The organism is Halobacillus sp. SY10, assembly GCF_045401165.1.
GTDB classification, from domain to species: Bacteria; Bacillota; Bacilli; order Bacillales; family Halobacillaceae; genus Halobacillus; species Halobacillus aidingensis.
In genome coordinates this window covers 1,801,941-1,828,261 of sequence record NZ_CP174345.1, presented here as the reverse complement: position 1 = coordinate 1,828,261, position 26,321 = coordinate 1,801,941, and the positions used below count along the sequence as shown (strand labels likewise).

Genomic DNA, 26,321 nt, shown 5'->3' with positions numbered 1-26,321 from the left:
AGGAGTGTTCTTTGAATTATGGTGTCTGAATGAGTGCTGGATCTAACAGCTCATAGCCTTTCTCTCGCAGACCATCAGCGATTGGACCCAATGCTTTTTTTGTCCATTCCCGGTCATGCATGAGCAAGTTGGCGCCGTTATTTAGCAGCGGGGTGTTGACCATGATGTCAGCAAGTGCTTGAGCATCCTGGTATTCACTTTCCCAATCGTATCCGTATGTCCAGTTCATGACGAGCATCCCTTCATCTTCTGCCAATTGCTTAGAAAAATCAGTGTTCTGTCCAAATGGGGCACGGAAGAAAATTGGTCGTTCGCCAATGATCTCTTCAATTTTGTCATTCAATCCAACGATTTCAACACTTTGTTCCTCTTCACTGAGATCGGGTAAGCTTGCATGTGTCTCTGTATGGTTCCCGATTGGAAAGCCCATTTCATGAATTTCTTTTAACTTTTCTTTTTCTTCTGGTGTATCAATGAAATGACCGTTTACGAAAAAGATTGCAGGTGCATCTTTTTCTTTCAACGTTTTAGCCATTTCCACCGCGTGAGTATCTGGTGCATCATCAATCGTAAGGAGAGCGACTTTTGGATTCGCATCTCCGATCGGCTCGAAGGACCAGTTTCCTGTTAACTCGTATTGGGGTTCTACATTCTTCATCACTTCTGAATCTTGTTCCGCTGGTTCTTCCGTATCTTTTTCTTCTTCATCCGTTTCTTCCGCCTTCTCCTCTTCCTCAACCACTTCTTCTGTCGACTCTTTCTCAGCAGTCTCTTCTTCTGGTTTTTGAACTTCCTCACTGTTCGCTCCTGAGCAGGCAGCAAGCAGGAAAATAAGTACGATCCACAAACTTGTCCATTTTTTCATAGGTGTTCCCTCCACTGTTATGTATTTCCACTTTCTTCATTATAAAAGATAATTCAACATTTTATCTATCGTTTTCGGGTAAAATATTATATAATGTTTTATCGTGGTCTAATGACTTCTTACATATGGGTGATTAAAATGCTACATTCATTGAAAAAATTCAAATTTTTAGGAAGCCGGACGTTAAAAACGGGGATTTCTGTCTTTTTGACTGCATTGATTTGCGGTTTTTTTAATTTACCCATTATATTTGCTGTCATCACAGCTATCGTCACGATTGAACATACAGCTGCAGATTCGATTAAAAAAGCCGCCGTACGTTTTCCTGCCTCGGCCATTGGAGCGTTGCTCGCTACAACCTTTTACGGCCTTTTGGGAAAAGGTGCGTTGACATTCGCTCTTGTAGCTATGGTGACGATCGCCGTCTGTCACAAACTGAAACTGGATGATGGAATTTTAGTTGCCACCATTACGGCGACTGCAATGATTCCAGATTTTCAAGATCAATATGTGGTTTCATTTTTTACGAGATTGGGTACAACCTCCATTGGAATCATCATCTCGACTTTTGTGAATTTTTTCCTTTTGCCACCCAATTATTCGCCCATGATTTACAAAAACATCAACGGTTTGTATAATCAAGCTGGTCTGCTTTTGAAACGAATAATTTCTGAGGTAACGGCAGAATCTAAAGAGAAAACTCGTGCTATTCAGAGGTCCTACCGGCAATTGACGGCCCATCTGGAAAAGACAAATCAGCTTTCTCAATATCAAAGGGAAGAGTGGAAATATCACCGTCACTCAGAAGAAGAGATGGTCGCTTTTCAACTCTCTCAACGGAAACTGGCGGCATTTCAACAAATTGCTTATCATCTTGGAAACTTGCAGTATGTACAAACAAAAGCCTCTGATTTCACAAACGAGGAAAAAGAGCTTTTGCTTGCACTTACGGAGGAATTCACCCATGTACTCAGTGACCCGACCCACTCGATTAACGAAAACCAGTTCGAGATGGTAAATAAGCTGGATGATGCATTCTGGAAATGGAAAGAAGACCATGTCATAAAGCAGACAGGTTACCGACACCATTTACCACCGCAGACGATCTTAATTTACGAATTGCTTTGTTTTCACGACGTATTGGAAGAGTTGCAAAATTTGTCGCAGAAACAAGAACAATTGGTGAAAAAATGCTATTTACCAGATCAGTCATAACGTGGTAAAGAAATCTTTTACTAGGAGGGAAGTCAGTTATGAATCAAGTAACGAAAGTATTTTACATTTCGGTAGTTGTCGCATTCTTATTCATTGGCTGGGGAGTCATCCCTGAAGCTGTACTACCGACTTGGAACTTAGAAAATGTAACATCTAACATTCAAGGTTTCCTGACAGAAAAATTTGGATGGTTCTACTTATTGTCAGCTACAGGCTTCTTAATTTTTGTTATCTTTTTAGTCTTCTCGAAATACGGAAACATAAAGTTAGGAAAACCGGACGACGAACCGGAATATCCATACATTACATGGTTTGCCATGCTCTTTAGTGCGGGTATGGGTATTGGACTTGTTTTCTGGGGATCTGCAGAACCCCTCTCTCACTTCCATACCCCACCAATCCCTGGACAAGAGCCTATGAGCGAAGAAGCGGCTCAGTCCGCGATGAAGTACACCTTCTTCCACTGGGGACTTCATCCTTGGGCCTTTTATTCTGTACTGGCTCTGGCCCTAGCTTACTTTAAATTCAGAAAAGACGCTCCTGGTGTCATTAGTGCCGCTCTCACGCCAGTACTGGGTGAAAAGAGAGTAAAAGGTCCGCTGGGTACGCTTATCGACTTCATCGCTGTTTTTGCAACGATCTTCGGTGTAGCGACCTCTCTTGGTTTAGGTGCACTTCAAATATCCAGTGGTCTTGCTTTTACCATTGACGGCTTAGAAGATACGTTCACACTACAGCTTACTATTATTGCTGTCGTAACTGTCCTTTTCATGGTTTCTGCCATGACTGGTTTGAACAAAGGAATTAAATATCTTAGTAACACGAACGTCGTGCTAGCAATCGGCTTAATGGTGTTCATGCTATTCGCAGGACCGACAAACTTTATCATGGATTACTTTACGACATCATTCGGGTCTTATATCCGCGACCTGCCTTACATGAGCTTTCGGATGACTCCTTTTGCGGAAGATAGTTCATGGGTTCAAAACTGGACCATTTTCTATTGGGCTTGGTGGATTTCCTGGGCTCCATTCGTAGGAACCTTCATCGCACGTGTTTCCCGCGGGCGAACGGTTCGTGAATTCATTTTAGGTGTACTTTTAGTACCGACAATCTTTGGAGCTCTATGGTTCTCCGTATTCGGCGGAACAGCGATTGCACTTGAGTTCTTCAATGGTGTAGATATCTATTCTGATGTTAATGAGCTAGGTTCAGAAGTTGCTCTCTTCTCTATGATGGAAAATGTACCATTGGGGTCGATCATGTCTTTCGTAGGGCTATTGCTTATTAGTACGTTCTTCGTGACTTCTGCCGACTCTGCTACATTCGTACTCGGCATGCAGACGACGAACGGAAGCTTGAACCCTAAAAACCAGGTGAAATTCACTTGGGGAATCATCCAGGCCGGAGCAGCCGCTGTGCTGTTGTGGCAAGGCGGTTTAGGTGCACTCCAAACGGCAGCGATCATCGCCGCCTTCCCGTTCACCTTTATAATGATTCTCATCTGCTTCTCCTTGTTCAAAACATTCCAGGATGAAGCGAAAAAAGTCGATCTTAAGAAGAAAAAGAAATAATGAATCTTATAGGAACCCAGAATTTACTTTCTGGGTTCTTTTTTATCCCCCTAATCAGACTAGCTTGTCCTTATGAATTCATGAGATCCATTCACAGTCCTCTTTCTTATTACACGTTCCCTTCCCCTTTCTTTATTCCATCAAGTCAAGTCATTCACGTTCTTTCACAAGCCGTTGCACGCTCCTATATCGGCGGCTGCCTCGTTACAAATTTCATTAAGGGACTTTACAATAGATGTCACAATACAACATGAGACTATCATTTCGATGACAAAACGATAACATCAAAAAAATCCCTTCCATTCCTTGTTACACTGAGTATGGATCAAAGACAAGGGAGTGGGTCGGACCATGATTAATCGTATTATCCTATCTTTCTTAGCTATATTCTTACTCGCTGGATGTCTCCAAAAAGGTGAAACCGTACAAGTACTTACAGCTACACCTGAAAACTATGAATTATACTTATACTCCGAAGCGGATCAGGAAGAGTCCGCACAGGATTACTTAAGTGCCCTTCTCGATTGGAAATTGAAACAGGATGAGGGAGCTGAATTGCAGTTCGAACAAACGGAAAAAAACAAAAATGACCTGAACATCCCTACGGAAGAATTGCCCGTCCTCATAGTTAAAGAAGAAGGTAAAACGGTAACCACGATCTCAGGGAACAACCCACGTGAAAAAATCTTAATGACATTGGAAAATCATATAGCGATGGTTAGATGAATGCCAAAGCCTCCCATAATTTCATGGGAGGCTTTTTGTACACTTAATAAGGTTTTCTTGTTAGAGGACGGTAATGCTTACTTAGAGGACACTGACTTACCATTAAAGGACATTAAAGCTCAGCTAGAGGGCATTAACTTACCGTTAAAGGAACATTAAACTCTAGTTAGGGAACGTTAACCTTTCCCCCATCCAAAAAAGCCCGACAGACTCATAGGAGCCTGTCGGGCTTTTCATTTCATTATTTAACGATGTGAATCGGTTGATCAATGGCAACTTCAGCTGCTTCCATCGTGATCTCACCTAGTGTCGGGTGAGCGTGGATGGTTAGCGCTAAGTCTTCGGCAGTCATGCCGGATTCGATAGCCAAGCCAAGCTCAGCAATCATGTCACTTGCATTCGCACCCGCGATTTGAGCACCGATGACAAGGCCGTCTTCTTTACGTGTAACGAGCTTCAAGAAGCCGTCACTTTCGTTAAGAGATAGCGCACGTCCGTTTGCTGCAAATGGGAATTTGGATGCTTTGACCTCGTAGCCGGCATCTTTTGCTTCCTGTTCTGTGTAGCCAACAGAAGCTAATTCTGGATCAGAGAATACAACTGCTGGAATTCCAAGGTAGTCGATCTCAGACTTCTCACCAGAGATCGCTTCTGCAGCGATTTTACCTTCATAAGAAGCTTTGTGAGCAAGTGGTGGTCCTTCAACGATATCACCAATCGCATAAATGTTATCAATGCTTGTACGGCACTGTTTATCGATTTCGATGATCCCTTTATCTGTCATCTTGATTCCTAGATCTTCAAGACCGATTTCGTCTGTGTTTGGACGACGTCCGACAGTTACTAGTACGTAATCAGCATCGATGGATTTTTCTTCACCTTTAGCTTCATACTTAACAGTCACGCCATTTTCCGTCTCTTCAACACCTTGAGCCATTGCTTCCGTTACAACGTCTACGCCTTTTTTCTTCAGACGCTTTTTGACGATGGAAGACATTTGCTTCTCGAAACCGCCTAGGATGTCTTTTGTACCTTCTAGGATGGTTACTTGTGTACCGAAGTTTGCATACGCTGTACCAAGCTCAGTACCGATGTAACCGCCGCCGATAACGACCATTTTCTCCGGGATTTCATCCAGGTTCAAAGCACCTGTAGAATCTAGAACACGATCAGAGAATTTGAAAGAAGGAATCTCAATCGGACGGGAACCTGTTGCAATGATGCAATTGTTGAACGTGTACGTTTGAGAATTCTTCTCGTCCATAACACGAACTGTGTTTTTATCTACGAAGTAAACTTCGCCTTTGACGATGTCTACTTTATTTCCTTTAAGAAGACCTTCAACACCGCCAGTCAGTTTGTTTACAACGCCGCCTTTCCATTCTTGTACTTTAGAAAAGTCGACCGTTGTGTTTTCTGACTTAATACCCATGTCTTCAGCGCCTTGTGCGTGTTCATAGCGGTGACCGGCTTGGATCAATGCTTTAGAAGGAACACAACCGACGTTCAAACAAACGCCACCAAGGTTACCTTTATCGACAATGGTTACATTTTGACCGGATTGTGCAGCACGGATGGCGGCAACATAACCGCCAGGACCCGCACCGACAACTAACGTATCTAGTTCAATTGGGAAATCTCCTACTACCATACTTTACGCCTCCATCATGATTAGTTGTGGATCGTTCAGTAAACGCTTGATGTTGTTCATTGCGTGCTGAGCTGTTGCACCATCGATGATACGGTGGTCGAAGCTTAGGGAAATCGCAAGAACTGGAGCTACTACAACTTCACCATCGCGTACGATTGGCTTGTCTGCAATACGTCCGATACCAAGGATCGCCACTTCTGGGTGGTTGATGACTGGTGTGAACCACTGACCACCGGCAGATCCGATATTCGTAATTGTAGTGGAAGCACCTTTCATTTCTTCTGATGATAGTTTACCGTCACGAGCTTTCACAGCTAGTTCGTTGATTTCGCTTGAGATTGAGAAGACAGATTTGCGGTCAGCGTCTTTTACGACTGGAACCATTAGGCCTTTCTCTGTATCTGCAGCGATACCAATATTATAATAGTGTTTCTGAATAATTTCATCCGTATTGTCGTCAATTGACGTATTAAGAACAGGATATTTCTTCAGAGTGGATACAAGAGACTTCACAACATATGGAAGGTAAGTCAACTTGATATCCTGTTCAGCTGCAACAGCTTTGAACTTCTTACGGTGTGCAACAAGCTCAGATACATCCACTTCGTCCATCAATGTTACGTGAGGGGCTGTGTGCTTGGAGTTCACCATAGCTTTGGAGATCGCTTTACGGATTCCGCTCATCTTCTCACGAGTTTCAGGGTAAGCTTCACCTGCAGCTGGAGCTGCTTGTTGTGTAGTAGCTGCTTCTTCCTGCTTGTCTTCAGCTGGAGCTTCTGTAGCTGCTTCTGCTTGTCCGCCGTTCATGAAGCTTTCAACGTCTTCTTTAAGAACGCGGCCGTTTTTGCCGGATCCTTGAACTTTACGGATGTCGACATCGTTATCACGAGCGAATTTACGCACAGAAGGCATCGCTACAACGCGGCGGTCTTCATCAACGTCACCATCGTTTGCAGATGCAGCTGGTTGTTCAGCTTTATCTTCTTTGCTTTCTTCTTTCGGTGCTTCCTCTTTTTCTTCCTTCGGCTCTTCTTTAGGCTCTTCAGAAGCAGGAGCATCTTCAGATCCATCATCGATTGTAATGATGACTGTTCCGACAGTTGTTGTTTCACCTTCGTCCACATGGATGTCTTTGACCGTTCCATCTACTTGGGAAGGGATTTCTACTACTGCTTTATCGTTTTGTACTTCACAAAGTACATCGTCTTCTTTAACTTCGTCGCCAGGCTTGACGAACCACTTCGCAATTTCACCTTCGTGGATACCTTCACCGATATCAGGCAGTTTAAATTCGAATGCCACGGTTATTACCTCCTAGTATTAGAGATGATTAAAAGTTCATAACGTCGTTGACTTTTTCAACGATCGTGTTGTGATTTGGCAACCATACTTCTTCTGCTTGTGTGAATGCATAGACCGTGTCTGGTGCAGCTACACGCAATACAGGCGCTTCAAGGTGAAGGATGGCTTTTTCTTGAATTTCAGAAACAACGTTCGCTGCGATACCCGCTTGCTTTTGAGCTTCCTGGACAACTACAGCACGGTTTGTTTTCTTAACAGATTCTAGGATTGTTTCGTAATCGACTGGAGATACAGTACGAAGGTCAATGACTTCTGCACTGATTCCGTCTTTCTCAAGCTCTTCTGCAGCTTTAAGAGAAGAGTGAACCATTGCACCATAAGCAACAAGAGTAACGTCTGTACCTTCGCGCTTAACGGCTGCTTTATCAAGATCTACTGTATATTCTTCTTCAGGCACTTCTTCACGGAATGAACGGTAAAGTTTCATGTGCTCAAGGAAGATCACAGGATCGTTATTGCGGATGGAAGAGATCAATAGACCTTTCGCATCGTATGGATTAGATGGGATGACTACACGAAGACCAGGCTGTTGAGCCATTAGACCTTCAAGACTGTCTGCGTGAAGTTCTGGTGTGTGTACACCGCCGCCGAATGGAGAACGAACAGTAATCGGCATTGGACGAGTACCGCCAGAGCGGTAACGATAACGTGCCATTTGACCGCTGATTGCGTCCATGACTTCGTATACGAAACCGAAGAATTGAATTTCAGGTACCGGACGGAAGCCTGTAAGAGCAAGCCCGATGGACATACCGCCGATTCCGGATTCAGCTAGTGGTGTATCAAATACACGATCTTCGCCGAATTCTTTTTGAAGACCTTCAGTCGCACGGAATACTCCGCCGTTTTGACCAACGTCTTCACCGAAAACTAGCACGTTTTCATCATTTTTAAGTTCTGTGCGCATCGCGTCTGTGATGGCTTGGATCATTGTCATTTGTGCCATGATTTACTTCGACTCCTTTTCCTTGTATTCTTCCATCTGCTCTTTCAAGTTAGAAGGAAGTTCCTCATGCATGATACCGATCAAATCAGTAACCGTTTGTTTTGGAGTATTGTCAGCTTCTTTAACAGCTGCTTTGATTTCTTCTTTTGTTTTTTCGATCAGTTCGTTCTCTTCCTCTTCAGACCATAGGCCTTTCGCTTCGAGGAACTTACGGAAACGAACGATTGGATCTTTTTTCTCCCACTCGTTGTCTTCATCTTCCGTACGGTAACGAGTCGGATCGTCTCCGGCCATAGTGTGTGGACCATAACGATAAGTAAGTGTCTCGATCAATGTCGGACCTTCACCGTTCACAGCACGCTCACGAGCATCTTTCGTTGCCGCATACACAGCAAGTACGTCCATACCGTCAACCTGGATGCCTTCGATTCCGGCTGCCACTGCTTTTTGAGCGATTGTTTGAGCTGCAGACTGCTTCTCAACAGGTACAGAAATCGCGAAACGGTTGTTTTGTACGACGAAAATAGCCTGCGCACCGAATGCACCAGCAAAGTTGATACCTTCGTAGAAGTCACCTTGAGATGCACCGCCATCACCTGTGTAAGTGATTGCTACAGCATTTTCACCACGTTTTTTATAACCAAGACCAACACCAGCTGTCTGCGTGATTTGCGCACCGATGATGATTTGCGGGCTCACTGCGTTCACACCTTCAGGCATTTGGTTACCTTTATGGTGTCCACGGGAGAATAGGAATGCTTGATAAAGTGGAAGACCGTGCCAGATCAACTGTGGTACATCACGGTACCCTGGAAGAATAAAGTCTTCCTTCTCAAGTGCAAATTGGCTTCCAAGCTGGGATGCTTCCTGTCCAGCAGTTGGAGCGTAGAAACCAAGACGTCCCTGGCGGTTAAGCGCGATGGAACGCTGGTCAAGAATACGCGTATAAACCATACGGCGCATAATTTCTTTCAGATCTTCATCAGATAGGTCAGGCATAAAATCTTCGTTTACGATTTCGCCTTCTTCGTTAAGGATTTGAAACATTTCGAACTGATTTTCAATGTTCTCAAGAGTTCGTTTCAAATTCATTCACCCTTTCCTTTCGTATTTTAAAATGGATGCTGTGAGTAGCTTTCCCAATTATGAAAAAAAACTGTACCGATTTGCTCTTTACGTTTTACCCTGAACACTTCTTTATTAATCATGCAGGGACGTTTATAGAAACTGTTACATTCTTCAAGTAAGATTCAATGGTACAATGTCAATCCATTATGTAGTTTAGCTCAAATCGCCATCATTCGTCAATCACTTCGCTACATAATATCTATACATAGTCATAGAGGCTTCTGACAGCAGTCGAAAAATGACTTATTTTGTTATTTCAGAACATGATACTGTATCACCACAAAATTAAGCCTGTATTAATCTTACGTTTTTTCCCCTATACAATCAAATGAATTGTTTAGTTTAGAGCCAATTTATAATTCCAGACTTCGGATCCTTCATTATGGAAGAGATGCCGGACGTGCACCTCCCTCATTGTTAAAAAGGTAGAGATAAACGTTTCACGATCAAATGTCCTCACTTAAGACAAAAAGCCGTTGACGAATCACGTCAACGGCTTTTCCATTACTCTTCTGATGTCGAGGATTCTGATTGTTCCTCATAGGTTACATCAAGTTCCATCGCTTCATAAAGTTCTTTTTTCAATGCATTATACTCTTCTGTATGTTTGTTGAACGTTTCGTTATGTTCAATCACTTCATTATATTTCTGATTGATCTTATCGATTTGTTCTTGAAGTTGTTCTTCTGTTAAATCCTCATTCTGCATCATTTCATATAGTTTGGCATCCAAAGTTAAAGCTTCGTCATAAGCCTTATATAAATTTTGATACGAATCATACCGTGCATTCATCGTTTCGACTAATTGCTCTGCTTTTTCCTTTGCCTCTGCATTCTCTTCGTCCAAGTCTTCGATTAGAGGTTCAATCTTATCGAATTCCTCTTTTGCTGTATCAATGCTTTCTTTTTCAAGCTCAAGCTTTTCTCTGCGCTTTTCTACGATAGAGGCCGCCTGCTTGGACTTCTCTTGGATTTCATCAAATTGATCCATGTTCAAATTGATGATTTCTTCATATAATTGTTGTTCTTCTGTCTCAAGATCCACCATCGGCTGCTGCTGTTCGCGGAAAGCATCTTCTAACGTCACCGCTTTTTCAAGATGTTCATAAATCTGTTCTTCTGCTGACTGACCTGTACAGGCAGACAAGAAAGCTGCTACTGCCAGGAGCACCACTAGCTTATGTACTCGCACACCTTTTCCCCCTCGAATTCCGTGAAACATTATTGTAATCTAAACGTATCTACAATAGTATAATAAATGATATCAAATTGAAAGTGCCTTTTTCACATATGTTACCATTGACATGGAGAGGAAAAAGGTCTATTTGAGAGAGCTCTTTATTCCATTCATTATATATACTGAAACCAATGAGTTAGAGCTTTTTATGAAAATGTATAGTTTGAAAGGATGTTGCTTAATGATTACAATGGACGATATTGTTCGTGAAGGTCACCCCGCTTTGCGTAAAGTGACAGAGGAAGTACCCCTCCCCCCTTCTGAGGAGGATAAAGAAACGTTGGAAGAAATGATTCAGTACTTGAAGAATAGCCAGGATGAGCAAGTTTGTAACCGGTACGGACTCCGTCCTGGGGTCGGCTTAGCTGCACCGCAGATCAATGTGAATAAACGGATGCTGGCGGTCCATTTCACGGATATGAAAGATAAGTTATACAGCTATGGCTTATTCAATCCTCGTATTGTCAGTCATTCGGTGGAAAAGACTTACCTTTCTACAGGAGAAGGCTGTCTTTCCGTCGATCGTGAAGTCCCTGGTTATGTTCCGCGCTATCGCCGTATCACAGTGAAAGCTACGGACCTTGAAGGTAATGATGTGAAGCTGCGCTTGAGAGATTATGCAGCCATCGTGTTTCAGCATGAAATTGATCATCTGCACGGGGTCATGTTCTATGATCACATTGATCAGGATAATCCTTTCAAAGAGCCTGAAAATGCTACACCTGCCGATCGATAAAACAAACCAAAAGCTCCACCGTCACCGACGGTGGAGCTTTTTTATCCTTTTAACTTCTTCCATATAAGCTCCCGGTTGTCGAAGACTCGATTTTGAGATATTCCTGGGTTCGTTGCTTGGGTTGAGCGTCAGGGGGGAGCGGCGAGCTTCCTCGGGCTAGTGCCCTGCGGGATCTCACCTATCTCCTTTCTCCCACGGGAGTCTCGCAGCTTCACAACCACCCCATTCCATTTAAGGGAGAAACGAACCCTTTACCAAGTTGGATGGTCTTCCACTATCCCACTGTTAGAAGTATAAGGCACTCTGTATTAAGCTTTTACGTTCCGTAGAAAGGTTTATGTTATACACTTCCCTCGATCATACAAGCTGATTTTTAGAAGTGGTTTCGGGAATCTTCCTTTGCAAAGGGGCGGAGGGGAATGGCGAGACTCCTGCGGGAAAAAAGTGCAGGGTGAGACCCCGCAGGACGCAGTCCGAGGAGGCTCACCGCGCTCCCGCGGAAAGCGAGCCATTCCCTGTAGCCCCACCCACTCAATAAAGGTTATTTCAGCAATCCTAGTTCATAAATTGCATGGGAGAGTCCATCTTCTCCAACATCTTTCGTGACGAAATCGCTGACAGCTTTGGTTTCAGGAACGGCATTTCCCATTGCGACTCCTGTTCCTACCTCACGGATCATTTCTATATCATTCAAGCCGTCGCCAAAAGCGTACGTATCTTCCATCTTGAGACCGGCTGCTTCGATCATCTTTTTAATCCCTTCTGCTTTTGATCCTCCTTTAGGAAGTACATCACAGGAAACGGGATGCCAGCGAATGTAATCGAAGGAATCATAGGCTTCTCTGTACTCTTCTATTTCGTCCCCTTCACAGAATAGAAGGGACTGATAAATGTTTCTTCCTTTAAAAAAGGACGCATCAGCACTTGGATGGTCGATATACAGCGTCCCAAGACTTTCTTCTATATGATCGTGATCCGGTACGGAGGACTTCATCTCTTCATGATTCATGAAAACCATCGGATGGTCGTTCTGCTCTGCGTGCTTATGAAGACGCGCAAGTTCTGGTTCAGACAATGGATTCGTATAAATTTCTTTTCCCTCGAAAACGACATACTGACCGTTAAAGCTTACAAAGGAATCGATTCCAAGTTCTTCTCTCAACTTCTTATACATGAAAGGAGCACGTCCGGTGGCAATGGCGCAGTACACACCTTCATCTTTAAGCGCTTGAATCGCTGCTTTCGTTTTCTCCGGCAGTTTTTTATCGTGATCCAGTAGTGTTCCATCAATATCAAAAAAAGCAATTTTTTTTGTCATATTCTTGTTCCTCCTCGTCGGCTGCGTACAATTTCTCTTATGTATCATAGCATACCCCATTCTTTGGCTATACTGTAGCATGAGTGGATAGGTTTGAGAAGAAAAACACACGATATATATAAAATCTAATATGTAATTGTTTCATTCTTCCACAAACCGTATTATACTAGAGATAACAGGGATTGGGCGGTTTAACGTTTTTTGTTTTCTTCATTTGGAAGAAAGGGGATAGATGCCGATGATGAAGCGTCTACGAAGGAAGCTTAGAAAACGTTGGAAAAATTTCTTGAAACGAAAAACATACGCGTAAACCATTGTTTAGGGGTGTACCGAGCACCCGCACATACCATTATCATTCCCATATACGAAATAATCGTGCTATGATGATGACAGGACAAGAATGTGGAAATTATATCTAGTTAGGAGCGATAGAGTAATGATATTTAAAGTATTATATCAGGAACTTGCGAGCGAAGTTCCTGTCCGTGAACATACAGAAAGCATGTATGTGGAAGCGGAAACAGAAAGACAAGTTCGTGAAAAATTAAAAAATGAAGGATTCAATATCGAATATATTCAGGTGCTTGATGAGGATCACCTTGAATATGAAAAGCAATCCGAAGATTTCAAAGTGGAGAATTTTTAACTGATGAAATTCGTGAAAAATGACCAGACAGCCGTATTCGCCCTGGGCGGACTCGGTGAGATCGGTAAAAACACGTACGGTGTACAATTCCAAGACGAAATCATCCTCATTGACGCTGGTATCAAATTCCCGGAAGACGAGCTGCTCGGTATCGACTATGTTATTCCGGATTATACGTACCTCGTCCAAAATCAAGACAAAATCAAAGGGCTGTTCATTACGCACGGTCACGAAGACCACATTGGTGGAATTCCTTACCTGCTGCGTGAAATCAACATTCCAATTTATGCGGGTAAACTGGCGCTCGGCCTCATCCGTAATAAGTTGGACGAACACGGTCTGTTGCGGAATGCAAAGCTGAATCCGATTCAGGAAGACGATGTAATTAAATTCCGTAAAACATCCGTTTCCTTCTTCCGTACGACGCACAGTATCCCTGATTCCTACGGAGTTGTGGTAAAAACTCCACCAGGAAACGTCGTACACACAGGAGACTTCAAGTTCGATTTTACCCCTGTAGGAGAACCAGCGGATCTTGCTAAAATGGCTGAAATCGGTAAAGAAGGCGTGCTCGCCCTATTATCCGATAGTACCAATGCAGAAGTTCCTGGTTTTACAAAGTCCGAACGAATCGTGGGACAAAGTATCGATGACATCTTTTCGCGTATGGATGATGGTCGATTAATCTTTGCTACCTTCGCATCAAACATCCACCGTCTTCAACAAGTGGTGGAATCTGCCGTGAAGAAAGGTCGTAAAGTGGCTGTTTTCGGACGCAGTATGGAATCTTCCATCCGAATCGGTCAGGAACTGGGATATATCCGTGCCCCTAAGGATACATTCATTGATGCCCAGCAGATCAACCGACTTCCAGCAAATGAAGTCGTGATCCTGTGTACAGGCTCACAAGGTGAACCAATGGCTGCCCTGTCACGTATTGCCAACGGTACTCACCGTCAAATTCAAATTCAACCTGGCGACACCGTCGTGTTCTCTTCTTCCCCAATCCCTGGAAACACGATCAGTGTCAGCCGTACAATCAATAAACTCTACCGCGCCGGTGCAGATGTCATCCACGGCCCATTGAATGACATCCACACTTCTGGTCACGGTAGTCAGGAAGAAATGAAGCTGATGCTTCGTTTGATTCAACCGAAATTCTTCATGCCGATTCACGGGGAATATCGTATGCTGAAAGAGCACACGAAACTCAGCCACGATTGTGGAGTCGAGCCTGAGAACTGCTTCGTCATGGATAATGGTGACGTACTGGCTCTTGGTAAAGACGAAGCAAGCGTTGCAGGTAAAATTCCTTCAGGCTCTGTCTATGTTGACGGAAGCGGTATTGGTGACATCGGTAACATCGTCCTTCGTGATCGACGTATTCTTTCCGAAGAAGGTCTTGTGATCGTTGTCGTAAGCATCAACATGAAAGAATTCAAGATCGCGTCAGGTCCTGATATCATCTCCCGCGGATTCGTCTACATGAGAGAATCAGAAGACTTAATTAAAGAAGCACAGAATCTCGTCAGCTCCCATGTTGAAAAAGTGATGGAACGTCGCACGACTCAATGGTCTGAGATCAAAAATGAAATTACAGATACCATTGCACCGTTCTTGTTTGAAAAGACGAAGCGTCGTCCGATGATTCTTCCAATCATTATGGAAGTGTGATCATAAAGAAATCCCCGCTGGAATTCCAGCGGGGATTTTCTTTTATGTCAGGCGTTTCAATGCTTTTTTCATATCCGGTAAGTCGAGGTTTCCGGATTCAAAGAACTCTTTGACGATATACTTGGAAAAGTTCACTGCTGACTGGTAATCAATTTTTCCAGGGAGTGGGGCCTGGTCTTCAATGACGACATCGATCAGCACAGGTTTTTCGGAAACGAAGGCTTGTTTCATTTTTGTAGAGAGCTCCTCATAGGATTCAATGCGATATCCTTCTCCCCCACAAGCTTCCGCAAACTTAGCGAAGTCCACTTCCCCTAAGTTCGTCGCATAATTTAGGTGCCCCATCTGTTCTTGTTCGTATTTAATCATTCCGATTTTACTATTATTCAGCACAATCATTTTGATTGGCAGGTCATATTTGACGGCCGTCACAAAATCATGCATCACCATGGAGAATCCACCGTCGCCGGACACTCCAATCACCTGCTTATCCGGATACGCTTTTTTCGCTGCTATCGCGCCTGGAAGCCCACTTCCCATCGTTGCGAGCCATCCGGACAAAACGAATTTCTGGTTCACGAGGTGTAAGAAGCGAGAAAGCCAAACGGTCACGTTCCCTACATCCCCAGAAATAATGGCTCCTGGTTCCATATGCTTTTCAAGTTCATACATCACTTGAGGTGCATGTAATGGGTTCTCAGTGGATCGTTTCTCTTCTTGTAGCGCGATTCTCCAATCGTTCATTTTTTCCTGGTAATACTCGAGGTACTCTCTCTTCTCTACAGATGCTGTAAGCTTCGTCAAAGCGGCGAGCGTCTCTTTACTGTCGCCAGCTAGGCCAACTTCAATGGGATAGTACTTCCCAAGGTTTTCAGGTTTATTGTCAATTTGTATGGCTGTGACCTCATCAGGGAGGAAATCACGGTATGGAAATTGTGTTCCTACTAGAATCAACAGGTCCGTTTCTTTCATGGCATGATAAGCTGGTTTCGTTCCGATTTGACCATGCTGCCCAAGGCAATACGGATGATTATCCGGTATCACTCCTTTAGCAAGCAAACTCAAGATAATCGGAGCTTTGATCGACTCGGCAAAATCAATCAATTCGTTCGGAGCATTTCTCGTTCCCTGCCCCGCCAGAATAATCGGTTTCTCTGCTTTTTCAATCCTCTCTCTCGCTTCGTTCAATTGGTTCTGCGAAGGGAAGATTTCTGGTCTGTAATAGTCTCCAGATGTGAGGCGAACCTCATCTGTCTGTTTGGCTGCAAATAAATCATCCGGAACGATCAGTACAGACACTCCTTTATGGGCGTATGCCTCTTTGATTGCCTGGTCAAGTAAGTCCGGGAGCTGGGCTTCTGTCTCTGCCCGACGATTGAAGACAGCAACATCATCGAACATTCTCTCCAAGTTGATTTCCTGGAACGCCCCCGTCCCCACTTCTTCACTATGCACTTGTCCGACGATTGCCAGCACAGGCGCGCTGTCCGCTTTGGCATCATAAAGGCCGTTAAGTAAGTGGACAGCTCCTGGCCCTGCAATCGCTGCCGTGACACCGAGTTTCCCTGTCAACTTCGCATAAGCGGCCGCTGACAGTGCTCCGGTCTCCTCATGACGGACTTGGATGAATTCAATTTCATCCTGCCTTTTCCTTAAATCATCAATCAATTCGTTGATAGAGTCTCCCGGCATTCCATATATGTGATCGACACCCCAATTAATTAGTTGTTGTGTCATGACTTCTCCTGTTCGTTTATTGAACATCCAAATCATCCTTTCAAGCTCCATAAATTATCTTCTATAACCTTTCTTATTTCCTTTTCCAGCATTTCTTAAACACTTAAGGCTCAACGACCCCTTCTCTGAGACATTTGTTATGACTCACTTATCAGTAGAAACTTCACACAAATGGTTGAAATTAAAAAAAACGCTCCGATCAATACGAAGCGCTTTTCCTATTATTATTTTTCATTGCTCTTGTTTTCCAGTTCAAGTATTTCATTGCCTAACTGTTCAATTTTCTCTTCCAAGGATTTCATAAACACGATTTTAGAATCCAATTCTTCTTCGTACTCAAAAGTTTGACCAAGGATGTTTTTCATTTGTTCATCCAAAAACGCCACAATATCTTGAGATGCCTCTCCTGTGCCCTTTGAAAAAGCGTGGATATATTTTTGATTTTGCTTTTTCAAGCTTTCATTTTGCTGCTTTAATTGATCCAACTCCTGTTTTTTTTCTATTAATTCAGAAAGGGCTTTGGAATGCTTTTTTTCTATTTCTCTATTGGCTTTCTCCCATTCGGATTGTTTGTTCTCCCATTTTTCCACTTCTTTTTCGAACGCCTTGATATTGGATTGAAATTGCTCATTTTGTGTTTTTAATTGGATGACCATTTGTCCATTGGTCTTTTTCTGCTCCATCAACTTATTTTTTTCTTCCTTTAATTCCTGTACAGCCTCTTGTAAAGTAGGTAATTTTTCTTCATATGTTTTACTCGCTGCTCTCCGTTTTTCAATTTCCTCTTTTAAACTTCGGACCTTCTGTTGTAGATGTGACTTTTCTTCCAATGAATTCTTTAAACGGGCTGCCTGAGAGTCATTTTTGGAAAGAAGTCTATTTATTTCTCTTACCTTTTGATCATATTGAGTTTTCAGTGTTAAAGCTTTTTCCATTTCTGTTTCTTGTTGACTCTTTAATTGTTTATTAGTTTCTTCATACTGATGAAGTGACTTCTTATACGTGTGAATTTCTTTATCTTTTTCCACATGTGCAGATTCCAAATGATTGATCCTCTTTTTACATTGATCCCTTTCTTCCATAATGTATTGTTTATCTTCTTCCAATGCTTTGTTTTGTTTTGATAAGTCTGAGATTCTGCCAGCATGAGCTGCTGATTTCTCTTCATATTCTTGAATGGTATTTTTTAATTGTAATTTTATATCCTCCCGTTCTCTTTCCTTATTCCTTAACCGGTATTCCATCTCTTTGAGCTCTTTTTTTGCTGAAGCGAGATGGTGCGCTATCTCTGATATATTGTTTTTGTAACGCTCCGATTTTTCTCTCCATACTGTCACATCAACTTGAAGAGCTTCCTGACGCTTCTGACTGTTTCTTAATTGCGTTTCCATACCTTGCAACCTTCTGTGAGCTTCCTCTGCTGCTACTCCCTTTTGTTTAAGTAATTCTTCATTCTCCTTTATAAGTTCAGCATTCTCTTCTTTGAGCTTACTTAACAGAGCGTAGTGGTAATTCTCCTGATAATCCTTAACCTTTTCTTTATATTTCGCGAGCTCTGATTTAAAATGAATGATTTTCTGTTGAAGAACGATGGTGTCTTTCTCCATTTTCATTCCTCCCGATTAAGTATTGGCTTAATCATTTAACAAATCTAAAATTTCTTTTAAATTCTTTTCATTATCTTCCAGAAGCGACTCCCAGCCTTCGGTGTCCTGAGAAACAGAAGTTGAAGACATCAGCTGTGACGGGCTACTATGGACCATCAGCATCATAAGTATCATATGAAGGGTTTCCCCATCTAAAAACAAATAACTTTGTGCTGTATTTCCGCCTTTTACTGCATCCAACTGCTTCACCATCCATTGTTTCAAATATTTTTTCATAAGTATCTGCAGATCTCGATCATCCACCTTCGTCCTCCTCCTCCCTCACATTTGTTCCACCGATATTGATTTGATTCAAGGAAGGAATTCCTTTTTCAAACCCTTCCCCATACGCAAAACCATTCAAGCTCTCTGCATATTTTTTATGAGGTTTCCATTTAAGCTGAAAATTATTGAATGATAAAGATTCCCCTGGTTCAATGTGAGTCGCACCTATAGGCTGCAACCAAAACTCTTCTTTTTCCGATTTTTCGTTAATCTTTTCCCATGCGCCGGGCATGCGTACTTTTTTCGTAGAATCTTTGTAGACATACTTTCCTGAAAAATGAAGAATGGAATTCTCCTTTAGCTTTAAGCAAATATAAGGATTTTGAAACACATCCTTTCCATTGTTCTGAATATGAAAACTGCCTATAAGCAGGCTTTCGTTTGCAGGATCGTGGGAAAATTGAATCGAGTATGTAAAATAGCTGTAAATGTGGGAAGCTTCTTTTTTCTTTAATTCTTCAATCCTTGCTTTGATGGATTGCATATACTCTTCGTTTTTTCTTTTCCACTGTGAAATTTTAGCATCCACTTCGACCACCTCCTCCTCGTTTTATCTTTAAGCGAAAAAAATAAAAAAGAGAGGAATAGATCCTCTCTTTCAAGATATGCTTAAATCTTAACCCTCATCACCATTGTCATCCCCATTAGGGAACAACACAGGGCATTGTGGTGGGATGGTCGGGGACGGGCAAGGCGGGATAGGAAGAATGTCACGCGGCTGACAGAATTCAGCTACGATTTCTAGTGTAACATCGAATGTAGACTGAATGCTCTGGCAAAGACGTACAGTAACATCAACATCAAGTTCGTCAACTTCTGTTCCGTTTTCTACACAAGATGCCGTACACACGAAGCAGCTCAAGTCTGTGTATTCAACGTCAATCTCTGTACCTTCTGGTGCACAAAGCAGTACTTGCTCACAACGTGTAAATTCTGCACTGCCTACCTCAACTGTTCCGCCACCCAACTCAGCTGTAAGTTCAACGAAGATCGTAACCTCGAAGTTTTTACGGATGTTGACCAATTGAAGAGTCAACAATGTTCCATCGACAACAAGTTCCTGGTCCACCCGGCCAAGAACCTCGACACCGTTTGGTTCAACTTCACATGTCACTGTATCAATTTCGATATCGTCACATGTCAGCTGGCTTCCATCAGGACCGACTGGCAATTCAAGTCCATCGACACTTAAATCAAATGTCGCTTCATTGATAATCCAATCATAAACTTTTTCAGTGTTGATACATAGGAGCTCTTGGCCCCCTGTAAGATTTTTTGCTTGCATGATATGCAAACACCTCCGAATAAGATTTTTCTTTCATTCGTAGCATATGAACGGATGTACCGATGGGTCTAGTGCAAACGCTGATATTTCGTTCGTTTTAGCATTTTGTGCGAACACCTATAGTCGATTCCGGGACATGTTGTTATGTGACTGTCCACATTAAAATAAAAATCTCTAAATAATCCATTTTTCAAGGCATACAATGATTATTATAGGAATATATCTGCGAAACTTCTGAAATCATCGGCACATATGTCACGCATTGGCAACACAAAAATAGTATATTAATGTGCTTGAAAAGGGTGATGAGTGATGGATCAAAAACGTCCGGATAACACAGCAGAACTGGAATCGAAGATGGAGAAGCTTTCCCTTTATAAAGAAATGCTGCATTCATTGAAGAAAACAAATGTCATCGATGACTATCTTCTTACTAAACAGGGATTTTATGATTCTAAGTACCAAACAGAAGGAGTTTTTAAAAAAATGGAAGAATACCATTATAATGCTGAGCAGAGAACTCAGCAGCTCACTGCTCAGCTACAATCCGTGACGGAAACGGTAAATGGATTAAAAAAAGATATCGACTTCATTAAAGAAAAGATGGACCGTATCCAAGTCCACGATTTGATGGAGAAGATGAACCGTTTTATGGATCATCAAAATGTGAATAAAAAAACAGAGGAATCAAGCGAAGTGGACCGTTTAACTCAAGAAATTCAACAGCTGAAACAACAAATACAAACCGTTCAACATCCAAAAGAAGTTCCAACAGGAGATATGCCACCTAAACAAAATGAAAAAGTACGCACATCTGAATACCGCAAACTTCAAAACATGCTTAAATCATCCAGAATCTCGCCGCAGCGAAATGACTATCACCAGCCAGTGGCTCATCAACCATCCTACACACCATACCAGCAGAATTACCCTACTCATTCTTCAGGGTTTCAGTCGCAATCACCTTCTTACCCTAAGCAAACAAAAGCCAAGGTAGGAAAGTCAAAAACGTACGTTAACCCTCAGTTCGATCTGAATCAACAAACAACCGTTAGAGCAAATTCAAAAAAAAACGATGAAAAAACCGCCCAAATCAATATAAAAAATAATCAAGAGCTGACGAACAGAAACATTCAGTTTCAATTGATGAAACCAGAATCAGCACAATTGGATATCCAACATGCAGAGATGCAGAAAAAACGCATTCCAAAGAATAAGTCCACAAATATTCAACCCGACGCGAAAGTAGAAAACAAGAAGCCTCAACCCGACAATTCTGATAATGAACCTTCAAAAAATAAAGAACGCTCCCTATTCTCCATCTTCCAACGTTGGAATAGTTAACAATGAAGATCATGAAAACACTGTATGATCAAATGGTTCAACAAGGTGCTCTTGCTCTACCATATGAGACGTGTGGGTTTGTAACAGGAACGGATGCCCATTATATTAAAAAAATTTGGCCTTTAAAGAATGAATGGAAATCGACCAATCGTTATTATGTCAGTAAGAAGGTTGTTGCCGAGACATTACAGAAAATAAAAACCATGGATCAAATGGTGCTGGGCATCTATCACTCTCACCCCACCACAGCACCTACACCCTCTTTTTATGACTTAAAAAATCATCCTGATGATGATGTGAAAATGATTATCCTCTCTTATAAATCCGCCCCCCCAACTGTAAAATGCTATACCGTCCAAGCCTATACTTATGATGAACACCCTTTTTTTATAGAATAAGCATCTGCCCTGCCCCTTTATGAAATTCTGACTATAATACAATATAAAGGTTAAGGAGAGGTAATTATGAAAGCTAGAAATGTGAAAAGACAAGTTCAAAATGTAAAGACTTATAAAGCTTCAAGTCAACCCATTGTCATAAACACATCTTCAAATAAAAGCAACCGTCCTGTAAGACGGGGCGGATGTTGCGGCCGTAAAAGAACCTGATTCACTCGCCTCCGAATGAGAGAAATGTGCGTTCTTATATTAGGCACCTTAACCATAAGTAACTCTTTGTATCTAACGTTTTGAAGTTCATTGGATCATTTTAAAACTAGTCTCCAAACGAGACCTTTGAATAATAAATATATTATAAACGTAAAAGAAGCAGACACTGTATGGTAGTGTCTGCTTCTTACCGTTTATATTTGTTATATACCTGTTCTGATAAAGAAGCAATTTTTAATCCTCTAATACGAGATTCTTCTCAAAACGACTAATATCTTTATCCGCACCTATGACGATAAGGACATCACTCTCTTTGATTTCTTCCGTGGCCATTGGCGAAACGATGACGTCCTTGTCTCGTTTGATGGCGACAACGTTACATCCGTATTCGGCACGGATATCAAGATCCACGAGCGTTTGGCCGCCCATTTTGCTTCCTGCTTTCACTTCGACAACACTATGGTCATCAGAAAGCTCGATATAATCGAGAATGTTATTGGATATGATGTTATGTGCGATTCGTTTCCCCATGTCACGTTCCGGGTGAACGACTTGATCGGCACCAATCTTATTTAAGATTTTTTCGTGATAATCATTTTGTGCTTTGACCGTAATCATTTTGATGCCCATTTCTTTCAGTATTAATGTCGTAAGCATGCTTGCCTGAATGTTATCACCAATAGCAACGATGACGTGATCGATGTTGCGGAATCCGAGCTCTTTCAGCACATTTTCATCAGTAGAATCGGCAATGACGGCGTGTGAAGCGATATCACGGTATTCATTTACTTTATCTTCATCAAGGTCAAGGGCGAGAACTTCCATCCCTTCACGGCTCAACTCGCGGCAAATGCTGCCTCCAAACCGGCCGAGACCGATGACGGCAAATTCTTTTTTCATACGTCAACCTCCAGCTGTCTCGCAAAATCTATGCTTATTCTATCACATAAATTCCCACCTCGACATATGAACCTCCATATTAATAAAAGATCTTCCACTAAAGCTCCCTATTCTTGAAGACTCAGTTTCGAGATGTTTGTTGGAGTTTAGGGGCTCCGGGAAACAGTTCGCTTTCCATGGTGCGGGCGCTGAGCCTCCTCAGGCTACGCCTTCCGGGGTCTCAGCTGTCCCACACGTCCCATAGGAGTCTCATCGTTTCCCTCCGCCCCTTGGCCATATAAGTGTCTCGAAACCACTTCCAGAATAAGCTGCTTTTATGCACAGATTTAATGGAGGATACGAACTTGCAGGCACTCTATTCTGGGTGCGGAAAGCTTGTTATGTAGCGCTTTATGCATATAACACAAGGATAGTGGGAGAACCCCCACACAGTAATGTGGTTCGTTTCTCACATTCATGGAAAGCGAGTGGCTTCCCAACCACCCCTGACGCTCCACACTGCAAACGAACCCCGAAATCATCTCGAAACTGAGTCTTCAACAATCCTGCTATTTTCTTTAATAACGAGAAAAAGCATAGAGCCCGTGGGCTCTATGCTTTTTGCTTAGTTGAATTATTTTTTTCCTTTTACATAATCCGCGTCGAAAAGGAAGAGTCTCATTAATAGAATGAGAGATGGAATCAATAATAACAGTCCTGCGATAAACACGATGACCAAAGCGATCGCCATAGATTCGTTGGTCACACCACTCGTAATGGTCACGTAAGGGTAGAGCAAGTACGGCAAGTGAGAGGCTCCGTAACCAAAGAAGGCTATGAAAAATTGAATCATGACGGCGATGAACGCCCAGCCATAATACTTCCCTTGATATACGAGAAAGACAGCGATCATGAAAAAGGCGACGGATATTCCGAAGACCCACCATAATTCAATGGCTCTTTGAAAATGATCCATATTTTGCTGACTGAGTGCGATGAATGTCGTAAGACTGGCAATGATTGTCGGCGAACTCCAAAACAATGCGTATTTTCTAAGGATTTCTAGCGCTGGCTCATCCCCTGCCCTGTTGGCATAATAGGTCAAAAACATGGCGCTGATATAAAGAACACTAACGATGGCAAGGAAAACGACACTCCAGGAATATGGACTACTCAATAGTTTACCAAACAGCAGTTGAACGCCCTCTGAGGTCTCTTCGATGTATCCACCTTCGGAAATGGTAAGAGCTGTGGAAAGAGACGCCGGAATAAGCAGGCCTGTTGCTCCATATAAAAACATATAAAGAGAGTTGTCCTTCGATCCATAGTTTTCAAACGCATAGAAGGATCCGCGGATGGCGAGCAGGACAATCGCTATACTTCCCGGAATGAGTAAGGTTTGTCCGAAGTAGTACGCCATATCCGGGAAAAACCCGACCAGTCCAACGAAAAAGAATACAAAAAAGACGTTGGTCACTTCCCATACGGGTGATAAATAACGTGAAATCAGCTGGTTAATCAAATGATCCTTCTTCGTCATTCGTGCGTAATAGGCGAAAAAACCAGCTCCGAAGTCGACGGAAGCGACGATCAAATACCCATAAAGGAAGAGCCATAGTACGGAAATTCCTATCAATTCATAACTCATGCGTCACCCTCCTTACTTGCAGCGGCTGTCTGAGGATAACGATGTTCCAACTCCAATTCAGCCGGTTTTCCTTTGAAAATTTTGCGCAATGTGATGAGACATCCCATTCCCAGCACAAGGTACACAGCTGCGAAAAGGATGAACATCGAGAACACATACGGAGAAGTTGTCGCACCTTCTGCAACGGTCATGAATCCACGTAAAATCCATGGTTGCCGCCCTACCTCTGCATAAATCCACCCGAACTCGATCGCAAGCATCGTCAGTGGGCCTGTAGCTACAATTCCCCATAAAAGAAGCGGGTTGTACTCGTTCCACTTTTTCATCTTCCAGAAAATGAGGAATAGGAGCGAAATCCCAAGTGTATAGAAGCCGATGCTGACCATGAGGTCGAACATGTAGTGAATCCATAAAGGAGGCCGTTCTTCTTCTGGCGTTTCATTCAGCCCTTCCACCTCAGCATTAAAATCACCGTGCGCAAGGAAGCTCAACGCTTTCGGAATCCGAATCGCATTTTCCACTTCATTGTTTTCATTCAACGTACCGAATACAACAAGGTCCGCGCCTTCTTCTGTCTCAAAATGCCACTCCCCTGCCGCCAGTTTTTCCGGTTGGTACTCTGCGAGGAATTTAGCTGATAAATCTCCAGCAACAGCTGTCAGAATCGCAAATAGAAATGTCATCATAACCGTTAGCTTCAACGCTTTTTTATGATATAACGACCCTTTTTTCACGAGAATGATAAAGGCTGCAATTCCTGCAAGTACAGCAGCAGCTGTTAAATACGAGGAGGAAATGACGTGAAACACCTTTGTCGGGGTCGCAGGGTTAAACATCGCTGCGAGAGGATCCACCGCTGTAAAGCGTCCGTCCTCCATTTCGAATCCTTGTGGTGTGTTCATAAATGAGTTGACTGTCGTAATGAAGAAAGCAGACAGTGTTCCTCCGATGACTACAGGAATAGATAATAGCCAGTGATAGATCGGTTTCTTAAACCGGTCCCATGTATATAAATAAATCCCAAGAAAAATCGCTTCAAAGAAAAACGCGAACGTTTCCATGAATAATGGCAAAGCAATGACATTCCCTGCCAGCTGCATGAAACTTGGCCAAATGAGTGATAACTGCAAGCCAATCGCCGTACCTGTCACCACTCCGACAGCTACAGTAATCGTATAGCCGCGAGTCCAACGGCGGGCAAGCAATGTATAGTGTGGATCTTTTTTCTTAATTCCGATGAGCTCCGCAATCGATACGAGCACAGGAACACCGACTCCAAGCGTCGCGAAAATCGCATGGAAAAGCAGTGTCATAGCTGTAAGCGCCCGGCTGACTTCCACGGTTTCAAATCCAAACATCTTTGTTCCCCCTAACTAAAATCGGTCACTTCTACCGTTAGTATAAAGTGTGAAAACGGTTCATGGTCAGATGGTTGTTGACGATTTTGTGACATCCTTCACAAAGTGTCTATTTTATGAAAATCTTACCCGATCTTTTCCATGCTGTCGAACGATATGCCTATACCTCCTCTTCCCCATTGGTCACTTAAATTAACGTACAAATGCCGATGACCAGCACACCTCTTCTTCTGGTATAGTTCCCTTTTCTGGAAGACTCAGTTTCGAGACTTTTGTGTGAGTTTAGGGGCGGAGGGGAATAGCATAGCTCGCTTTCCTTAGGAGACAAGGAGCACATACCGCGCATCCTTAAAGGAAGCCTTGACTGGTTGAAATAATGAATGACAATTCCTGGCCATGGATACGGGGTCAGGGAAACGACGATTTGCGTTGTCCTGGATCAGTCAGTAGAAAA

General features: G+C 42.7%; 23 protein-coding genes. 8 read left to right on the top strand and 15 right to left on the bottom strand.

The window, feature by feature from the left end; genetic code table 11:
- Positions 1 to 16 precede the first annotated feature (16 nt).
- Positions 17 to 865 (bottom strand): polysaccharide deacetylase family protein, encoded by an 849-nt coding sequence (locus ACJA3J_RS09370; protein WP_406946132.1) that lies wholly within the window; start codon positions 863 to 865, stop codon positions 17 to 19.
- 138 nt (positions 866 to 1,003) lie between these two features.
- Between ACJA3J_RS09370 and ACJA3J_RS09365 the strand changes: the two genes are divergently transcribed.
- From ACJA3J_RS09365 to ACJA3J_RS09355, 3 genes are all read left to right on the top strand, one after another.
- Positions 1,004 to 2,080 carry an aromatic acid exporter family protein gene (locus ACJA3J_RS09365; RefSeq protein ID WP_089652756.1) on the top strand — a complete coding sequence of 359 codons (1,077 nt, stop codon included), beginning with the start codon at positions 1,004 to 1,006 and terminating at the stop codon, positions 2,078 to 2,080.
- Positions 2,081 to 2,118: 38 nt separating this feature from the next.
- On the top strand, positions 2,119 to 3,654 hold the full coding sequence (locus tag ACJA3J_RS09360) for a BCCT family transporter (RefSeq protein WP_406946131.1): 1,536 nt from the start codon (positions 2,119 to 2,121) through the stop codon (positions 3,652 to 3,654).
- A 351-nt stretch (positions 3,655 to 4,005) separates the two neighbouring features.
- A complete protein-coding gene (locus ACJA3J_RS09355) occupies positions 4,006 to 4,380 on the top strand; it encodes a hypothetical protein (RefSeq protein WP_406946130.1) in 375 nt (124 codons plus the stop codon).
- Positions 4,381 to 4,621: 241 nt separating this feature from the next.
- Here ACJA3J_RS09355 and lpdA read toward each other — a convergent pair whose 3' ends face one another.
- The 5 genes from lpdA to ACJA3J_RS09330 form a co-directional block, all read right to left on the bottom strand.
- Entirely contained in the window at positions 4,622 to 6,031 is a 1,410-nt protein-coding gene (gene lpdA, locus ACJA3J_RS09350; RefSeq protein ID WP_089652753.1) for a dihydrolipoyl dehydrogenase, read from the bottom strand.
- 3 nt (positions 6,032 to 6,034) lie between these two features.
- Positions 6,035 to 7,333, bottom strand: coding sequence for a dihydrolipoamide acetyltransferase family protein (locus ACJA3J_RS09345; RefSeq protein WP_089652752.1), 1,299 nt, complete (start codon positions 7,331 to 7,333; stop codon positions 6,035 to 6,037).
- Positions 7,334 to 7,361: 28 nt separating this feature from the next.
- Complete coding sequence (locus tag ACJA3J_RS09340) at positions 7,362 to 8,339, bottom strand: alpha-ketoacid dehydrogenase subunit beta (protein WP_089652751.1); 978 nt, start codon at positions 8,337 to 8,339, stop codon at positions 7,362 to 7,364.
- Between the two features lie 3 nt (positions 8,340 to 8,342).
- Positions 8,343 to 9,425 carry a pyruvate dehydrogenase (acetyl-transferring) E1 component subunit alpha gene (gene pdhA, locus ACJA3J_RS09335; protein ID WP_089652834.1) on the bottom strand — a complete coding sequence of 361 codons (1,083 nt, stop codon included), beginning with the start codon at positions 9,423 to 9,425 and terminating at the stop codon, positions 8,343 to 8,345.
- Between the two features lie 546 nt (positions 9,426 to 9,971).
- Positions 9,972 to 10,658 (bottom strand): YkyA family protein, encoded by a 687-nt coding sequence (locus ACJA3J_RS09330; RefSeq protein WP_244157182.1) that lies wholly within the window; start codon positions 10,656 to 10,658, stop codon positions 9,972 to 9,974.
- Positions 10,659 to 10,884: 226 nt separating this feature from the next.
- On the opposite strand from ACJA3J_RS09330, the gene def reads away from it, so the two are divergent.
- Positions 10,885 to 11,439: a peptide deformylase gene (gene def, locus ACJA3J_RS09325; RefSeq protein ID WP_089652749.1), complete on the top strand. Its 555-nt coding sequence runs from the start codon at positions 10,885 to 10,887 to the stop codon at positions 11,437 to 11,439.
- 541 nt (positions 11,440 to 11,980) lie between these two features.
- Here the strand turns inward: def and ACJA3J_RS09320 are convergent.
- Positions 11,981 to 12,757 (bottom strand): Cof-type HAD-IIB family hydrolase, encoded by a 777-nt coding sequence (locus ACJA3J_RS09320; protein ID WP_089652748.1) that lies wholly within the window; start codon positions 12,755 to 12,757, stop codon positions 11,981 to 11,983.
- A gap of 436 nt (positions 12,758 to 13,193) precedes the next feature.
- Between ACJA3J_RS09320 and ACJA3J_RS09315 the strand changes: the two genes are divergently transcribed.
- Positions 13,194 to 13,403: a DNA-dependent RNA polymerase subunit epsilon gene (locus tag ACJA3J_RS09315; protein ID WP_089652747.1), complete on the top strand. Its 210-nt coding sequence runs from the start codon at positions 13,194 to 13,196 to the stop codon at positions 13,401 to 13,403.
- A 3-nt stretch (positions 13,404 to 13,406) separates the two neighbouring features.
- Complete coding sequence (rnjA, locus tag ACJA3J_RS09310) at positions 13,407 to 15,077, top strand: ribonuclease J1 (RefSeq protein WP_089652746.1); 1,671 nt, start codon at positions 13,407 to 13,409, stop codon at positions 15,075 to 15,077.
- A 42-nt stretch (positions 15,078 to 15,119) separates the two neighbouring features.
- On the opposite strand, the gene ACJA3J_RS09305 is transcribed toward rnjA, so the two are convergent.
- The 5 genes from ACJA3J_RS09305 to ACJA3J_RS09285 all read right to left on the bottom strand — a co-directional run bounded on the left by ACJA3J_RS09305 (position 15,120) and on the right by ACJA3J_RS09285 (position 20,030).
- Positions 15,120 to 16,841: a pyruvate oxidase gene (locus ACJA3J_RS09305; protein WP_406946129.1), complete on the bottom strand. Its 1,722-nt coding sequence runs from the start codon at positions 16,839 to 16,841 to the stop codon at positions 15,120 to 15,122.
- Positions 16,842 to 17,038: 197 nt separating this feature from the next.
- The gene (locus tag ACJA3J_RS09300; RefSeq protein ID WP_406946128.1) at positions 17,039 to 18,421 is read right to left on the bottom strand and encodes a hypothetical protein; all 1,383 of its coding nucleotides are present in this window, start codon (positions 18,419 to 18,421) and stop codon (positions 17,039 to 17,041) included.
- A gap of 27 nt (positions 18,422 to 18,448) precedes the next feature.
- Positions 18,449 to 18,724, bottom strand: a complete 276-nt coding sequence (locus ACJA3J_RS09295; protein WP_406946127.1) for a hypothetical protein — start codon at positions 18,722 to 18,724, stop codon at positions 18,449 to 18,451.
- Complete coding sequence (locus ACJA3J_RS09290; RefSeq protein WP_406946126.1) at positions 18,717 to 19,274, bottom strand: hypothetical protein; 558 nt, start codon at positions 19,272 to 19,274, stop codon at positions 18,717 to 18,719. Before ACJA3J_RS09290 ends, ACJA3J_RS09295 begins: the two co-directional genes overlap by 8 nt.
- Before the next feature lie 87 nt (positions 19,275 to 19,361).
- Positions 19,362 to 20,030 (bottom strand): hypothetical protein, encoded by a 669-nt coding sequence (locus ACJA3J_RS09285; RefSeq protein WP_406946125.1) that lies wholly within the window; start codon positions 20,028 to 20,030, stop codon positions 19,362 to 19,364.
- Between the two features lie 312 nt (positions 20,031 to 20,342).
- On the opposite strand from ACJA3J_RS09285, the gene ACJA3J_RS09280 reads away from it, so the two are divergent.
- Both ACJA3J_RS09280 and ACJA3J_RS09275 read left to right on the top strand, forming a co-directional pair.
- On the top strand, positions 20,343 to 21,374 hold the full coding sequence (locus ACJA3J_RS09280; RefSeq protein ID WP_406946124.1) for a hypothetical protein: 1,032 nt from the start codon (positions 20,343 to 20,345) through the stop codon (positions 21,372 to 21,374).
- 2 nt (positions 21,375 to 21,376) lie between these two features.
- Complete coding sequence (locus tag ACJA3J_RS09275) at positions 21,377 to 21,772, top strand: M67 family metallopeptidase (RefSeq protein WP_406946123.1); 396 nt, start codon at positions 21,377 to 21,379, stop codon at positions 21,770 to 21,772.
- 444 nt (positions 21,773 to 22,216) lie between these two features.
- Here the strand turns inward: ACJA3J_RS09275 and ACJA3J_RS09270 are convergent, their stop codons facing one another.
- The 3 genes from ACJA3J_RS09270 to ACJA3J_RS09260 all read right to left on the bottom strand — a co-directional run bounded on the left by ACJA3J_RS09270 (position 22,217) and on the right by ACJA3J_RS09260 (position 25,867).
- Positions 22,217 to 22,882: a TrkA family potassium uptake protein gene (locus ACJA3J_RS09270; protein WP_089652745.1), complete on the bottom strand. Its 666-nt coding sequence runs from the start codon at positions 22,880 to 22,882 to the stop codon at positions 22,217 to 22,219.
- A 613-nt stretch (positions 22,883 to 23,495) separates the two neighbouring features.
- Positions 23,496 to 24,509 (bottom strand): cytochrome d ubiquinol oxidase subunit II, encoded by a 1,014-nt coding sequence (locus ACJA3J_RS09265; RefSeq protein WP_406946122.1) that lies wholly within the window; start codon positions 24,507 to 24,509, stop codon positions 23,496 to 23,498.
- Positions 24,506 to 25,867, bottom strand: coding sequence for a cytochrome ubiquinol oxidase subunit I (locus ACJA3J_RS09260; protein ID WP_406946121.1), 1,362 nt, complete (start codon positions 25,865 to 25,867; stop codon positions 24,506 to 24,508). The genes ACJA3J_RS09265 and ACJA3J_RS09260 overlap by 4 nt, the downstream gene beginning before the upstream one ends.
- Between the last annotated feature and the right edge of the window lie 454 nt (positions 25,868 to 26,321).